This window comes from Limnohabitans planktonicus II-D5, assembly GCF_001270065.2.
In the GTDB taxonomy this organism is placed as follows: domain Bacteria; phylum Pseudomonadota; class Gammaproteobacteria; order Burkholderiales; family Burkholderiaceae_C; genus Limnohabitans_A; species Limnohabitans_A planktonicus.
In genome coordinates this window covers 50,023-64,636 of the sequence record NZ_LFYT02000002.1, presented here as the reverse complement: position 1 = coordinate 64,636, position 14,614 = coordinate 50,023, and the positions used below count along the sequence as shown (strand labels likewise).

Sequence of the window (14,614 nt, the reverse complement as noted above, 5' to 3'; positions counted from 1 at the left end):
GATCACTGGATTTTGGCTTTGGCGCGCAGGTCTTCCTGGAACTTGGCCAGTTTTTGCTGCTGCAGCTGCTGTGAAATCTGGGGTTTGACTTCTTCCAGCTTGGGCAGCTGTGCATCGCGCACGTCGTCCACACGGATGATGTGGAAGCCAAACTGGCTCTTCACGGGGGTTTCGGTCATCTGGCCTTTTTCCAGCTTGGTCATGGCACCGGAAAACTCGGGCACGTAGCTGCCTGCTGCGGCCCAATCCAAGTCGCCGCCGTTGGCGCCGGAGCCTGGGTCTTTGGAGGCTTTTTTGGCCAGGTCTTCAAACTTGGCACCTTTTTTGATCTCGGCAATCAGCGCTTTGGCTTCGTCTTCTTTTTCCACCAGGATGTGGCGTGCACGGTATTCTTTGCCGCCATTGGCTGCGGCAAATTTGTCGTATTCGGCCTTGATGTCGGCATCAGTGACTGGGTTGTTCTTTTGGAAATCGGCAAACAGCTGTCGGATCAGGATGGTCTGACGGGCCAGTTCCAACTGGTTTTTGTAGTCATCGCTGGCGTCCAGGCCGCGTTTGCGGGCTTCTTGCATGAAGATTTCGCGGGCGATCAGTTCTTGCTTGATTTGGTCCAGCACATCAGGGGTGACGGGGCGGCCCGAAGCCTCGACTTGTTGTTGCAGGGCTTTGACGCGCGAAGAAGGCACAGGCTTGCCGTTGACCACAGCCAGGTTTTGCGCCAGAACAGGGGACGCCAGCAAGGCCACCAAGGCGGCACTGAGCATTTGCTTTTTCATCGTGTTTTCCTAAGAGACGGAGTGTCAGATATGGGTCAAGGGTTCAAAAAAAGGGGCTGTCACCAAAGGGTGACGGCCCGGGTTCAGATCAGCTCAATCGCCAGGGCGTGCAAGCCCTGATCAATGAAATCTTGCAGCGCATCATACACAAGGCGATGACGCTGAACGCGGCTGATGCCGACAAATAAAGGTGATGCAATGCACACCCGCATGTGCGTGCCCACGCCGCTGTCGTTGGCACCCATGTGGCCCGCGTGCTGGGCGCTTTCGTCGATCACGCGCAGCGCGGTGGGTTGCAGGCGCTCGGTCAGGCGGGTGTGGATTTGCGCGCTCAAGGGCAGGGTGTCGGTGCTCATTTTTGGTCACCTTCGTCTTTGGGCAAATAGCGCGAGATGTAAATGCCTTGGCTGACAATAAAAACCAATGGGAAGGCATACCCCCAGAGCTTGAAGTTGACCCAAGCTTCGGTGCTGAAGTAGTGGGCCACATAGGCGTTGATGGCGGCCATGAAAACGCAGTACAGCATCCACGACAGGTTCAAGCGGTTCCACACGGCGTGGGGCAGTTGCAATTGCGTGCCCAGCAGCATGTGCAAAAAGTTTTTCTTCAACAACCAGTGCGCCACGGCCAGGGCAATCGCCAGGCCCGAGTAGAGCAAGGTGGGTTTCCACTTGATGAAGCGCTCGTCGTGCAAGCCCAGTGTCAAGGCACCAAAGCCCAGCACCAACACCAGCGTGATCTTGTGCATGGTCTGCAGCTTGCCGTCCATCTTGTAGATGATGGCTGTTTGCAGCACGGTCGCGCCCATGAGCACCGCCGTGGCGGTGTAGATGTCGGCCATCTTGTAGGCACCAAAGAACAGCAAGATGGGAAAAAAGTCGAGGATGAATTTCATGGAATGGGTGAGTTGGCTGCGCCAATGAGGCGCAGCCGGGTTCGGTCAGGAAGGCTCGAAGTCTAACGAAGCAGAGTTCATGCAGTAGCGCAAACCCGTGGGGGCAGGGCCGTCTTCGAACACATGGCCCAGGTGCGCGCCGCATTGGGCGCACACGGTTTCGACCCGGCGCATGCCGTGGCTGGTGTCCACGCGCTCTTCGATGGCGCTTTCGCTGGCGGCTTGCGAAAAGCTGGGCCAGCCGCAGCCGGCGTCGAATTTGGTGTCTGAGCTGAACAATGGCGCGTCGCAGCACATGCAGCTGTAAGTGCCTTTGGACCAGTGGCCCTCGTACTTGCCGGTGAAGGGGCGTTCGGTCGCGGCCTGGCGCGTGACCGCAAAGGCCACAGGTTCGGCACCCTTGGCGGCCAGCAACTCGCGCCACTCTTGTGCGGATTTTTCAATTTTGGTCATGATGAACAGCTGATTTCCAGTTGGCTCGCCCAGTCGGGCGGCAGTTCGGCATAGGCTTGCATGCCCGGATGCTCGTCGAAGGGGGACTTTAACAAGTTGTAAAGGGTCTCGATTTCCGAGAAGTCACCCGCCTGGGCTTGGCGGATGGCCACTTCGGCCAAGTGATTGCGCAGCACAAACTTGGGGTTGGTGCGCAGCATCTGATCGCCCATCACCGAAAAATGGCCTTGACCCGACCGAGCGGTGTACCGCGCCAACCACGCCAGCAGGCGAGGGCGGTCCAGCACCAAGTCGGTCACAGCGCTCCAGCCCGCATCGGTCAAGGTGCTGGCCTGCGACTGCTGCACCACCGCCTGGCTCAGTTGCCGCCAAAACAAGGTGAAGTCCACTTTTTCAGCCGCCATGAGCTGCATCACGTCTTCGACCAAAGTCCAGTCGGCTTCGCGTTCGGACTCGGGGGCCAGTGCACCTGTGAGGCCCAGCTTGGCCCGCATCGCATCCCCCAAAAACCGCGGAAACAGGCCCTTGTAGCCTTCCAGCACCTGCAGCGTCATGTCGTGGTCATCGATCAAGGGCGCCAGCGCTTGCGCCAGGCAATACAAATTCCAATAGGCCACATTCGGTTGGCGTCCATAGGCGTAACGTCCCTGGTGGTCCGAGTGGTTGCAGATGTGGCCGGCGTCAAAGCCGTCCATGAACTGGAAGGGGCCGTAGTCGATGGTCAGGCCCAAGAGGCTCATGTTGTCGGTGTTCATCACGCCGTGGCAAAAGCCCACCGCCTGCCACTGCGCCAACAGCTTTGCGGTGCGCTCTTGCACCTCATCCAGCAAGGCCGCGTACACATTGCCTTGCCACAGCGCAGCGCGCTCTTGGCATTCAGGCATGTGATGGGCCATGGCGTGGTCGGCCAGCTTGCGCAGACTGTCCGTGTCGCCTTGGGCCGAAAAGTGTTCAAAGTGACCAAAGCGCAAAAAGCTGGGTGCCACGCGGGAAACCACAGCAGCACTTTCCACCGTCTCGCGCCGCACCGGCTCGGGCGAGGCCACCAGGCTCAGGGCCCGGGTGGTCGGGATACCCAGACCGTGCATGGCCTCGCTGCACAAATACTCGCGGATGCTGGAGCGCAGCACGGCCCGGCCGTCGCCACCGCGCGAATAGGGCGTGCGGCCTGCGCCCTTGAGCTGGATTTCTTGTGGGCCCTGGGCCGATGCGGCTTCACCCAGCCAGATGGCGCGGCCGTCGCCCAGCTGGCCCGCCCATTGGCCAAATTGGTGTCCGCTGTAGACCGTGGCCAGCGGCTGAGAGCCGACCATGAGCGCATTGCCTGCCAAGGCTTGCAGGTGTTCGTCGTCAAACAGCTGTTCGGGCCAGCCCAACTCGACGCGCAACGCTTCGTTGCGGGCGGCCCAGCGCGGCGCGGCCAGCGGCGTGGGCTGCAGGAGGGTGAAAAAACGGGTGCCCAGCTGGGTCAGGCGGTGCGTCCAGTCCAGCACGGGCAAGTCGTGTTGATCAGTGATGAGAGGGGCCAAAGAGGAAGGTGACATGGGGTCTGATTGTCACGCCCTTGACAAGCACCCGCTGTTTGGCGGGGTTTAACCCCGGCTTGCGTCGAACTCGGGTGCACAATGAAATGATTGAGCCCCCCACCCAACTGACAGGAGACACCCCCATGCTGGGACTGATGCAACAGCAATCGCTGCTGATTTCTTCGTTGATTGAATTTTCCGATCAACACCACGGTGATGGTGAAGTCGTTTCGCGCCGGGTGGAGGGCGACATCCACCGCTACACCTGGTCCGATGTGGCCCGCCGTTCACGCCAGGTGGCCAACGCACTGGATGCGCAAAAGTTGCCTGAAGGCACCCGCATCGCCACGCTGGCCTGGAACGGTTACCGCCACCTGGAGCTGTACTTTGGTGTGAGCGGCTCGGGCCGCGTGCTGCACACCATGAACCCGCGTTTGCACCCTGAGCAGCTGGCCTGGATCGCCAACCATGCCGAAGACCAGGTGCTGTGCTTTGACATGACGTTTTTGCCTCTGGTGCAAGCGGTGCACAGCCATTGCAAAACCATCACCCAATTTGTGGCTTTGTGCGACGCCGACAAGCTGCCCGAGGGCACCGGCATCCCGAACCTGGTGAGCTATGAGGCCTGGATGGGCCAGCAGCCCAGCACCTACGACTGGCCGCAGCTCGACGAAAACACCGCCTGCAGCTTGTGCTACACCAGCGGCACCACGGGCAACCCCAAGGGCGCTTTGTACAGCCACCGCTCCACCGTGCTGCACGCCTACGCGGCTGCCTTGCCGGACTCGATGTGCATCTCGGCGCGTGATTCGATCTTGCCCGTGGTGCCCATGTTCCACGTCAACGCCTGGGGCATCCCTTACAGCGCGGCCATGGCGGGAGCCAAACTGGTGTTCCCAGGCCCGGCGCTGGATGGCAAGTCGGTGTACGAACTGATCGAGGCCGAGGGCGTGACCTTTGCCGCTGGCGTGCCCACCGTGTGGCAAATGCTGCTGGGCCACATGGCCCCAGCTGGCCTGAAGTTCAGCACGCTCAATCGCACAGTCATTGGCGGCTCGGCCTGCCCACCGGCCATGATCGACGCCTTCCGTCAGAACTACAACGTGGACGTGCTGCACGCCTGGGGCATGACCGAACTCAGCCCGCTGGGCACGGTCTGCACCCTGAAGAACAAGCACCTGAGCCTGCCAGCCGAGCAGCAAATGAAGCTGCGCATGAAACAAGGCCGATGCATCTTCGGCATTGACATGAAGATCGTGGACGCTGAGGGTCAGGCCTTGCCGCACGACGGCAAATCAGCCGGTGACTTGCTGGTCAAAGGCCCTTGGGTGATTGCCTCTTATTACAAGCAAGAAGGCGGCAACCCCTTGGTGGACGGCTGGTTCCCCACAGGCGATGTGGCCACCATCGACACCGATGGCTTCATGCAAATCACTGACCGCAGCAAAGACGTGATCAAGTCGGGCGGCGAATGGATCAGCTCAATCGATGTGGAGAACATCGCCATGGCCCACCCGGCTGTGGCCATGGCCGCTTGCATCGGCATGCGCCACCCCAAGTGGGACGAGCGGCCGATTGTGTGCGTGGTCAAAAAGCCCGGCGCAGACGTCACGCGTGAAGCGCTGCTGGCCTTCTACGAAGGCAAGACCGCCAAATGGCAGATCCCGGACGATGTGGTCTTTGTCGACGCCATTCCACTGGGCGGCACCGGCAAGATGCTCAAAACCCGCTTGCGCGAGCAACTGGCCGATTACGTGTTGCCGGGCCTTTGATGCCTGTTGTGCCTGTGCGCCGATCACGTCGCTCGGGTCATTCGCTATTGATTCGGCTCTGTGAAGTTTTCAATGCCAAAAGATGCTCTAGGTCGCCCGTCGAAGATAACGACATGGGCCTGTGTCAAAACCCATCATGTCGGACTCTGCGAGTACCGACGAGATGGCATTTCTCACGCATTTCAAACTTCAGCGTGCCGGATCAACAGGTTAAGTCGCTTGGGTGATAAGCCTTAGGGGCAAACCCCGAGCCCGTTCGTGAGTTCAGCGGTTACGCTGACATTGTTTTGATTTACAACGCAGGAGACCTTGAATGAAAACCACCACCCGCCTGATCGCTGCCGCTGCTTTGGCTGCATGTTCCATCGGTGCTCACGCGCAAAAGGGCGAAACCGTCAAAATTGCCTGGATCGATCCGCTGTCCGGCTTGATGGCCCCCGTGGGCAGCAACCAGCTGAAAAGCTTCCAGTTTTTCGCCGAAAAATTCAGCAAGACCAACCCCGCGGGCGTCAAGTTTGAGGTGATTGGCATCGACAACAAATTGAGCCCCGCTGAAAGCCTGAACGCGCTCAAAGCCGCCATGGACCAAGGCGTGCGTTACATCACGCAGGGCAATGGCTCTTCGGTGGCTGGTGCCTTGATTGAGGCCGTGAACAAGCACAACGAGCGCAACCCCGGCAAGGAAATCCTTTTCCTCAACCACTCCGCTGTGGACCCGGACTTCACCAACAGCAAGTGCAGCTACTGGCACTTCCGCTTTGACGCCGACACGTCGATGAAGATCGAGGCCATGACCACCTTCATGAAGGACGACAAGGACATCAAGAAGGTTTACCTGTTCAACCAGAACTACTCGCACGGCCACCAGGTCGTCAAGTTCGCCAAGGAAAACATCGCACGCAAGATGCCGGGTGTGCAAATCGTGGGTGAAGACCTTCACCCCCTGGCCCAGGTGCGCGATTTCTCGCCCTACATCGCAAAAATCAAGGCATCGGGTGCAGACACCGTGATCACGGGCAACTGGGGCTCTGACCTGGCTTTGCTGGTCAAGGCGGCCAACGAAGGCGGCTACAACGGCAAGTTCTACACCTACTACACCGGCGTCACGGGCACGCCCACGGCCTTGGGTCAGGGCGGTGCAGGACGGGTGTACCAGATCGCTTATGGTCACTACAACATGGGCGGCCAGATGGACAAGTGGTCCGCTGAATTCAAGCAAAAGTTCAACGATGACTTCTACACCCACTCCGTGGTGCGGATTTACCAGGCCCTGGGTGATGCCATGGCCAAAGCCAAGTCCACCGACCCGGTCAAAGTGGCAGCGGCGTTGTCTGGTCTGAAATTCGCGACCCACAATGGCGACGTCGAAATCCGCAAAGCAGACCACCAGTTGCAGCAACCGCTGTACATGACCGTGTGGCAAAAGGCGGACAAGAAGTTCCCCTACAGCCCCGAGAACACCGGCATGACTTTGGCTCCCGTCAAGGAATTCCCGTCTTACGTCTCCAGCACGCCTACCAGCTGCCAGATGAAACGCCCTGGCTAAGGGTGCCGCTTGGCGGCCAGTCTTGCGCAGCGCAGCGCCCACGGTTCTGTGCTGTGCAAGTCGATAGGGTTCAGGCCCGATCAACGTGATGTTCATCGGGCTTTTTCATGGGCCTGTGGCCTTGGATATGGTTGGGGTTTGAGTGTTCAAACCCACTTTCGGTAACGCAGTTAGACCCCAGAGGGTCTGGAAAGTTTTTATGGAGTTTTTCATCATCTCCATGCTCAACGGTCTCAGTTACGGACTGTTGCTCTTCATGCTCAGCTCCGGGCTGACGCTGATTTTCAGCATGATGGGCGTGCTCAACTTTGCGCACGCCAGTTTTTACATGATCGGGGCCTATTTCGGCTACACCCTCACCGGGTGGATCGGCTTTTGGCCTGCATTGGTCGTGGCCCCCCTTTTGGTCGGGGCATGCGGTGCCCTGTTTGAGCGCCTGACGCTGCGCAAAGTCCATCCTTTTGGCCATGTGCCTGAATTGCTGGTCACTTTTGGTTTGTCTTATGTGGTGCTGGAGTTGGTGCAACTGGTATGGGGTCGCACGGCAGTGGAGTTTCCGCCGCCCGAGATCTTGCGCAGCTCGGCGTTCACGCTGATCAACCACTCGGTCAATGGCCTGAGCGTGGTCTGGGGGGCGGCACCTGCAGAGATGTGCAGTGCAGCCGATGCGGCCATCCGTGTGGTGTGCTCGCCGTTTCCGGCCACACGCGGCTTCATGATGCTGGTGGCGCTTCTGATGCTGATGTCTTTGTGGCTTTTGCTCACCCGCACCCGCATCGGTTTGGTCATTCAGGCTGCGCTGACCCACCCCGAAATGGTGGAGTCACTCGGCCACAACGTGCCACGCGTGTTCATGCTGGTGTTTGGTGCGGGCACGGGCCTCGCCGGGCTGGCGGGCGTGATTGGCGGCAGCACCTTCGTGACAGAACCTGCCATGGCTGCCACCGTGGGCTCGGTCATCTTCGTGGTCGTGGTGGTGGGGGGCATGGGTTCGCTGTCGGGGGCCTTTTTGGCGTCCATCCTGATCGGCGTCATCCAGACTTTTGCTGTGGCCATTGACTATTCCTTCTTGACGCTGGCCAAAGACATGGGCTGGGCCTTGTCGGCTGCCACACAGGAAAACTCCTTTGCCAAGCTCACGCTGTCGCAGGTCGCGCCCATCTTGCCCTACCTGTTTTTGGTACTGATCCTGATCTTCCGGCCCAAGGGTCTTTTGGGCACACGCGAGGGTTAAGACATGGCTGCTGTTTACAAATTCAAACCTTACAACGTGGGCCGCTGGGTCATCTGGAGCCTGTTCGCCCTGGTCTTGCTGGCTGCGCCGCTGGTCTTTACCAGCAACCTGTCCGTGACCATGCTGGCTCAAATGGGCATCGCCATCATTGCCTGCTTGTCTTACAACATCTTGTTGGGGCAAGGCGGCATGTTGAGCTTTGGCCATGCGGTCTACACCGGCCTGGGCTCTTACATGGCCATCCACGCGCTCAATGCCGTGAGCGGCGGCAAGCTGCACATTCCGGTCAGCCTGCTGCCCATCGTGGGCGGCGTGGCGGGCATGGGCTTTGCCATCTTGCTGGGCTGGGTGACCACGCGCAAATCGGGCACCCCGTTTGCCATGATCACGCTGGGCGTGGCCGAGCTGGTGTTTGCCATGTCGCTCATGTTCTCCGAGTTTTTTGGCGGCGAGGCAGGCGTGTCGGGCAACCGGGTGGCGGGCGAGGCCTTTTTTGGCCTCACTTACGGCCCTCAAATTCAGGTGTACTACCTGATCGCCATCTACACCTTTGTGTGTGTGGCGCTCATGTATGCCTTCACGCAAACGCCGCTGGGCCGCATTTTGAACGCCGTGCGCGACAACCCCGAGCGCGTGGAATTCATTGGCTACAACACCCAACGCGTGCGCTACATGGCCTTCATCATTGCAGGCTTTTTTGCAGGCATTGCCGGGGGCTTGGGCGCACTCAACTTCGAGATCGTGACCGCAGAAGTGGTGGGGGCAGGGCGCTCGGGCGCTTATTTGCTCTTCACCTTTTTGGGCGGAGCCACCTTCTTTTTTGGTCCCATCATCGGCGCGATTTTGATGATCATTGCCTTTGTGCTGCTGTCCGAGCTGACCAAGGCCTGGCTTTTGTACCTGGGTCTGGTGTTCTTGTTCATGGTCATGTACGCACCTGGCGGCATTGCCAGCTTGATCATGATGAACCTGCGGGTGGCCAAGTTTGGCAAGCTTCGCCAAATTTGGGCCAGTTACCTGGGCCTGGGCTTGACGGCGATCGTCATGCTGGCGGGTGCCGGGGCCATGATCGAGATGGTCTACCACCTGCAGCTCAATTCGGCCTTGGGAGACACGGTCAAGTTCATGGGGGCCACGCTGAACGCCAAAAGCCTGGACAGCTGGTTCGGTTCGGCGTTTGTCATGCTGACAGGCTTGGGCTTGTTTGAGTTGGCCCGCCGTCAGTTTGCGCGTGACTGGGGCGAGATTCAGACCGACATCGAAAAAGAAATCAAGCGCCGGGAGAACGCAGCATGAGCACCTATGCACTTGAACTCAAAGACCTTCGCAAGAACTTCGGCAAGACCGAAATCATCCGGGGTGTGAACCTGGCGGTTTCGCCTGGCGAGCGTGTGGCCGTGATTGGCCCCAACGGCGCGGGCAAGTCCACCCTGTTCAACCTGATCAGCGGCCGCTTTGGGCCGACGAGCGGCGAGATTTTGCTGGGTGGCCAAGCTATTCAGCACAAAACGCCTTACGAGATCAACCGCATGGGGCTGTCGCGCAGCTTTCAGATCACCAACATCTTTCCCAAGCTGAGTGTGTTCGAGAACCTGCGCTGCGCGGTCCTCTGGAGTCTGGGCTACAAATACACCTTCTTCAAGTTCCTGTCGGGTCTGAAAGACGCCAACGAACGCACCGACCAGCTGTTGGAGATGATTCGCTTGAACAAAAAACGCGATGTGCTCGCCATTAATCTGACCTATGCCGAGCAAAGGGCGCTGGAGATTGGTGTGACCATTGCCGGAGGCTCGGATGTGATCTTGCTGGACGAACCGACGGCGGGCATGAGCAAGAGCGAGACCTCGCGTTTCATTCAGCTCATCAAGGAGGTCACGGTGGGCAAAACCTTGCTCACGGTGGAGCACGACATGGGTGTGGTGTTCGGTTTGGCCGACAAAATTGCGGTGGTGGTGTATGGTGAGGTGATTGCTTTTGACACGCCCCAAGCCGTGCGAGCCAACGCCAAAGTTCAAGAGGCTTATCTGGGCTCCAGTGTGGCCGACAGCCAGGTAGGAGGCCACTGACATGCTTAAAGTAGACAACCTGCACGCCTATTACGGCAAGAGCCATGTGCTGCATGGCGTGAATTTTGAGGTGGGCCAGGGCGAGATCGTGGCTTTGCTCGGGCGCAACGGCTCGGGCCGTTCGACCACGGCCAAAGCCATCATGGGCCTGGTCGACTGCGAGGGCCAGATTGAGTGGCAAGGGCAGCCGATTCAAGGCAAAAAAGCTTACGAAGTGGCGCACTTGGGTCTGGGCTATGTGCCCGAAAACCGCGACATCTTTCCCAAATTGACGGTTTCACAAAACCTGCAACTGGGGCAGAAATCGGGTGCCAAAAACAGCCGTTGGTCATTTGATGACATGTATGCCCTGTTTCCCCGCCTCAAAGAGCGAGAGCACACAGAAGCGGGGGTTTTGTCGGGAGGCGAACAGCAAATGTTGACGCTTTGCCGCACCCTCATGGGCGATCCTCAACTCATCATCATTGACGAGCCCACCGAAGGCCTTGCCCCCAAAATTGTCGAACTGGTGGGGCAGTACCTTCAGGAACTCAAAAATCGCGGCATTTCTGTACTCTTGATCGAGCAAAAGCTCACCATTGCCATGAACATTTCTGACCGAACATTGGTCATGGGCCACGGCAGCATCGTCTTTGATGGCACCCCCGCTGAGTTGCGGCAAAACGCCTACATTCGCAAGGAATGGCTGGAAGTCTGAAATTCGTCCCGATTGAGACAAAGGGCTCGCCATTTTGATCGTTCAGCCCCTACAATCACAGTCAAAATAGAACGACCGTTCTTTTTTGTCCAAAGCTTTACTTTACGCAAAGGAAATCCAGCATGACAGCTGAATACAAAGTCCACGGCGATGTCGCGGTCATCACACTGACGAACCCGCCGGTCAACGGTTTGGGTCTGTCCACCCGCATCGGCATCACGGAGGGACTGGAAAAAGCCAACAACGACACCACCGTCAAAGCCATCGTCATCACCGGCGGCGGCAAAGCTTTTTCGGGCGGTGCGGACATCCGTGAGTTTGGCTCGCCTAAAGCCATTCAGGAACCGAATTTGCTGAGCGTGATCCGCGCTTGCGAAAACTCGGCCAAGCCGGTTGTGGCGGCCATCCACTCTGTCGCCATGGGCGGCGGGCTGGAGCTGGCCCTGGGTTGCCACTACCGCATCGCAGCGCCCGGCACCTCCATTGCCTTGCCCGAAGTCAAGCTGGGTCTCATCCCCGGCGCGGGCGGCACGCAGCGCCTGCCCCGTGTGATCGGTGTCGAGCCCGCGCTCAACATGATCGTCAGCGGCGAAGCCATCAAAAGCGAAATGCTGGCCATGTTGCCCGGCCAAAAGCTATTTGATGCCATGGCCCAATCGGCCGAGAGCCTGCCTGAAGAAGCCTTGGGCCTGGCACGCAAAGTGGCCGCAGCCCACGCCGATGGCAGCCCGTTGCCGCTGGTGCGCAACCTGCCTTGCAAGCACCCACAAGGTGATGCGTACTTCCAGTTCACCCGCAACATGGTCAAAGGCATGGCCAAAAACCTGCCCGCACCCGTCAAGTGCGTGGACGCCGTTGAGGCCGCCACGAAGAAGAAGTTTGAAGACGGCATGCTCGTTGAGCGTGACATCTTCATGAACCTGATGCTCACCCCTGAAAGCCGTGCTTTGCGTCACATCTTCATGGCCGACCGTGCAGCCAGCAAGATCCCCGATGTGCCCGCCGACACCCCCAAGCGAGACATCCAGAGCATCGCCGTCATTGGTGCAGGCACCATGGGTGGCGGCATTTCGATGAACTTCCTGAACGCGGGCATCCCGGTCAAGATTCTGGAAATGAAACAAGACGCGTTGGACCGTGGCGTGGCCACCATCCGCAAGAACTACGAAGCTCAGGTCAAAAAAGGCAAGCTCAAACAAGAAAAATACGACGAGCGCATGGCGCTGTTGTCGACCACGCTGAGCTACGACGACATCGGCCAGGCTGATTTGGTGATCGAAGCCGTGTTCGAAGAAATGGGCGTGAAAGAAGCCGTCTTCAAGAAGCTCGACGAAGTGATGAAGCCTGGCGCGATTTTGGCGTCCAACACCTCCACCTTGGATGTGAACAAGATCGCCAGCTTCACCAAGCGTCCACAAGACGTGATCGGCATGCACTTCTTCAGCCCGGCCAATGTGATGAAGCTGCTCGAAGTGGTGCGCGGTGCCCAAACCGGCAAAGACGTGCTGGCCACCGTGATGGCCATTGGCAAGAAGATCAGGAAGACCTCGGTGGTCTCGGGCGTGTGCGATGGCTTCATCGGCAACCGCATGATCGAGCAATACAGTCGCCAAGCTGGCTTTTTGATCGAAGAAGGCTGCACCCCCGCGCAGGTCGACAAGGCGGTCGAGAAATTCGGCTTTGCCATGGGACCATTTCGCATGGGCGACTTGGCGGGCAACGACATTGGCTGGGCGATCCGCAAGCGTCGCTACACAGAAAAGCCCGACCTCAAGTACAGCAAAACCGCTGACTTGCTCTGCGAGATGGGCCGTTACGGCCAAAAAACCGGTGCAGGCTGGTACGACTACCAAGCCGGCAAACGCGACGCGATCCCCAGCCCCGTGGTGGTCGAGATGATCGAAAAGCACCGCGCCGCTTTGGGCATCACGGCCCGCAAGATTTCCGACGAAGAAATTGTGCAGCGCCTGGTGTTCTCGCTGGTCAACGAAGCTGCCCACATTCTGGAAGAGGGCATTGCCAGCAAGGCCAGCGACATCGACATGGTCTACATCACCGGTTATGGCTTCCCGTTCTGGCGCGGTGGCCCCATGAACTACGCCGATACCGTGGGCCTGTTCAACGTGGCCGAAGCCATGAAGCGCTTTGCCAAGAACCCGCACGACGACGCCCAATTCTGGCAGCCCGCGCCCCTGTTGGCACGCTTGGTGGCCGAAGGCAAGACATTCAACTGACCGTTTTGAGTTCAGCGTTGGGCGTTGAGCGTTGAGCGTGAAAAGACTTGAAACAGCTGTTCACCGCACATCGCTCCACGCACATGAGCGGACGCTCATCCACATCCCCCAACGCTCAACGCTCAACGCTCAACGCTCAACGCTCAACGCTCAACGAGCCAATACAAGGATTCAAAATGACCAATGCCGTTATCGTATCGACCGCCCGCACCCCTCTGGCCAAGAGCTGGAAGGGCGCTTTCAACATGACCCACGGTGCCACTTTGGGTGGCCACGCGGTGCAACACGCCGTGGCCCGCGCTGGCATTGATGCCGCCGAAGTCGAAGACGTGATCATGGGCTGCGCCAACCCCGAAGGGGCCACAGGCGCCAACATCGCACGCCAGATCGCCCTCAAGGCCGGTTTGCCCATCTCGGTCTCGGGCATGACGGTCAACCGTTTTTGTTCCTCTGGCCTGCAAACCATTGCCTTGGCTGCGCAACGCATCATCGCGGGCGAAGGCCAGGTCTATGTGGCCGGTGGCGTGGAAAGCATTTCTTGCGTGCAGCAAGAGATGAACACCCACATGCTGCAAGACTTGGCCCTGGCCAAGATGAAGCCCGAGATTTACTGGAACATGCTGCAAACCGCCGAGCAAGTGGCCAAGCGCTACAAAATCGGTCGCGATGTGATGGACGCATATGGCGCGGCCAGCCAGCAAAAAGCTTGCGCTGCCCAAGCCGCTGGTTTGTTCAACGATGAAATCGCTCCCATCACCGTCACGCAAGGCGTGATCGACAAGGTCATGGGCATGACCACCAAGCAAGTGACCGTGAGCGTGGACGAAGGCCTGCGCGAAGGCACCACCGTAGAAGCCATCAGCGGCCTGCGTTCTGCGCTGCCAGGTGGTCTGGTGTCGGCAGGCAATGCCAGCCAGTTCTCGGACGGCGCTGGCGCTTGCGTGCTGATGGACGAAAAGCTGGCCGAACAACGTGGCCTGAAGCCCCTGGGCCGGTTCCTCGGTTTTGCCGTGGCCGGTTGCGAGCCCGACGAAATGGGTATTGGCCCCGTCTACGCCGTGCCCAAAGCCTTGGCGCGTTTGGGCCTCACAGTGCAAGACATTGACCTGTGGGAACTGAACGAAGCCTTTGCCGTGCAGGTGCTGTACTGCCGCGACAAACTGGGCATCCCGGCTGACCGCCTGAACGTCAACGGTGGCGCGATTGCCGTGGGTCACCCCTACGGTGTGTCGGGCCAGCGCCTGACAGGCCATGCCTTGATTGAAGGCAAACGCCGTGGTGCCAAGCGCGTGGCGGTGACCATGTGCATCGGTGGCGGCATGGGCGCATGCGGTATTTTTGAAGTGCTGTGATTGGGCGTTGAGCGTTGAGCGTTGGGCGTTGGGCGTTGGGCGTTGGGCGTTGGGCGTTGGGCG

Annotated in this window: 13 protein-coding genes; 8 read left to right on the top strand and 5 right to left on the bottom strand. The window is 59.1% G+C overall.

Annotated features, from left to right (window positions below; all coding sequences use genetic code 11):
* Positions 1-2: 2 nt before the first annotated feature.
* The 5 genes from H663_RS22245 to H663_RS22225 form a co-directional block, all read right to left on the bottom strand.
* On the bottom strand, positions 3-776 hold the full coding sequence (locus H663_RS22245) for a peptidylprolyl isomerase (RefSeq protein ID WP_053176124.1): 774 nt from the start codon (positions 774-776) through the stop codon (positions 3-5).
* 83 nt (positions 777-859) lie between these two features.
* Positions 860-1,132, bottom strand: a complete 273-nt coding sequence (locus tag H663_RS22240; protein ID WP_053176126.1) for a BolA family protein — start codon at positions 1,130-1,132, stop codon at positions 860-862.
* Positions 1,129-1,671 carry a septation protein A gene (locus H663_RS22235; RefSeq protein ID WP_053176128.1) on the bottom strand — a complete coding sequence of 181 codons (543 nt, stop codon included), beginning with the start codon at positions 1,669-1,671 and terminating at the stop codon, positions 1,129-1,131. Before H663_RS22235 ends, H663_RS22240 begins: the two co-directional genes overlap by 4 nt.
* Positions 1,672-1,716: 45 nt before the next feature.
* Positions 1,717-2,124: a peptide-methionine (R)-S-oxide reductase MsrB gene (gene msrB, locus H663_RS22230; RefSeq protein WP_053176130.1), complete on the bottom strand. Its 408-nt coding sequence runs from the start codon at positions 2,122-2,124 to the stop codon at positions 1,717-1,719.
* A complete protein-coding gene (locus H663_RS22225; RefSeq protein WP_053176131.1) occupies positions 2,121-3,668 on the bottom strand; it encodes a protein adenylyltransferase SelO in 1,548 nt (515 codons plus the stop codon). Before H663_RS22225 ends, msrB begins: the two co-directional genes overlap by 4 nt.
* Positions 3,669-3,793: 125 nt before the next feature.
* Here H663_RS22225 and H663_RS22220 point away from each other — a divergent pair, with 125 nt between their 5' ends.
* From H663_RS22220 to H663_RS22185, 8 genes are all read left to right on the top strand, one after another.
* Positions 3,794-5,422: a 3-(methylthio)propionyl-CoA ligase gene (locus tag H663_RS22220; protein ID WP_053176968.1), complete on the top strand. Its 1,629-nt coding sequence runs from the start codon at positions 3,794-3,796 to the stop codon at positions 5,420-5,422.
* A 313-nt stretch (positions 5,423-5,735) separates the two neighbouring features.
* On the top strand, positions 5,736-6,968 hold the full coding sequence (locus H663_RS22215; protein ID WP_053176133.1) for a branched-chain amino acid ABC transporter substrate-binding protein: 1,233 nt from the start codon (positions 5,736-5,738) through the stop codon (positions 6,966-6,968).
* Positions 6,969-7,167: 199 nt separating this feature from the next.
* Positions 7,168-8,202 (top strand): branched-chain amino acid ABC transporter permease, encoded by a 1,035-nt coding sequence (locus H663_RS22210; protein ID WP_053176134.1) that lies wholly within the window; start codon positions 7,168-7,170, stop codon positions 8,200-8,202.
* A 3-nt stretch (positions 8,203-8,205) separates the two neighbouring features.
* A complete protein-coding gene (locus H663_RS22205; protein ID WP_053176136.1) occupies positions 8,206-9,498 on the top strand; it encodes a branched-chain amino acid ABC transporter permease in 1,293 nt (430 codons plus the stop codon).
* Entirely contained in the window at positions 9,495-10,268 is a 774-nt protein-coding gene (locus tag H663_RS22200; protein WP_053176138.1) for an ABC transporter ATP-binding protein, read from the top strand. Before H663_RS22205 ends, H663_RS22200 begins: the two co-directional genes overlap by 4 nt.
* A 1-nt stretch (position 10,269) precedes the next feature.
* Positions 10,270-10,965 carry an ABC transporter ATP-binding protein gene (locus H663_RS22195; RefSeq protein WP_053176140.1) on the top strand — a complete coding sequence of 232 codons (696 nt, stop codon included), beginning with the start codon at positions 10,270-10,272 and terminating at the stop codon, positions 10,963-10,965.
* Between the two features lie 122 nt (positions 10,966-11,087).
* The gene (locus H663_RS22190) at positions 11,088-13,199 is read left to right on the top strand and encodes a 3-hydroxyacyl-CoA dehydrogenase NAD-binding domain-containing protein (protein ID WP_053176142.1); all 2,112 of its coding nucleotides are present in this window, start codon (positions 11,088-11,090) and stop codon (positions 13,197-13,199) included.
* Between the two features lie 176 nt (positions 13,200-13,375).
* Positions 13,376-14,551 carry an acetyl-CoA C-acyltransferase gene (locus H663_RS22185; RefSeq protein WP_053176144.1) on the top strand — a complete coding sequence of 392 codons (1,176 nt, stop codon included), beginning with the start codon at positions 13,376-13,378 and terminating at the stop codon, positions 14,549-14,551.
* Positions 14,552-14,614 lie beyond the last annotated feature (63 nt).

Coding starts and splice junctions, on each gene's coding strand:
- H663_RS22245 (WP_053176124.1), bottom strand. CDS start 776: ATGAAAAAGCAAATGCTCAGTGCCGCCTTGGTGGCCTTGCTGGCGTCC.
- H663_RS22240 (WP_053176126.1), bottom strand. CDS start 1,132: ATGAGCACCGACACCCTGCCCTTGAGCGCGCAAATCCACACCCGCCTG.
- H663_RS22235 (WP_053176128.1), bottom strand. CDS start 1,671: ATGAAATTCATCCTCGACTTTTTTCCCATCTTGCTGTTCTTTGGTGCC.
- msrB (WP_053176130.1), bottom strand. CDS start 2,124: ATGACCAAAATTGAAAAATCCGCACAAGAGTGGCGCGAGTTGCTGGCC.
- H663_RS22225 (WP_053176131.1), bottom strand. CDS start 3,668: ATGTCACCTTCCTCTTTGGCCCCTCTCATCACTGATCAACACGACTTG.
- H663_RS22220 (WP_053176968.1), top strand. CDS start 3,794: ATGCTGGGACTGATGCAACAGCAATCGCTGCTGATTTCTTCGTTGATT.
- H663_RS22215 (WP_053176133.1), top strand. CDS start 5,736: ATGAAAACCACCACCCGCCTGATCGCTGCCGCTGCTTTGGCTGCATGT.
- H663_RS22210 (WP_053176134.1), top strand. CDS start 7,168: ATGGAGTTTTTCATCATCTCCATGCTCAACGGTCTCAGTTACGGACTG.
- H663_RS22205 (WP_053176136.1), top strand. CDS start 8,206: ATGGCTGCTGTTTACAAATTCAAACCTTACAACGTGGGCCGCTGGGTC.
- H663_RS22200 (WP_053176138.1), top strand. CDS start 9,495: ATGAGCACCTATGCACTTGAACTCAAAGACCTTCGCAAGAACTTCGGC.
- H663_RS22195 (WP_053176140.1), top strand. CDS start 10,270: ATGCTTAAAGTAGACAACCTGCACGCCTATTACGGCAAGAGCCATGTG.
- H663_RS22190 (WP_053176142.1), top strand. CDS start 11,088: ATGACAGCTGAATACAAAGTCCACGGCGATGTCGCGGTCATCACACTG.
- H663_RS22185 (WP_053176144.1), top strand. CDS start 13,376: ATGACCAATGCCGTTATCGTATCGACCGCCCGCACCCCTCTGGCCAAG.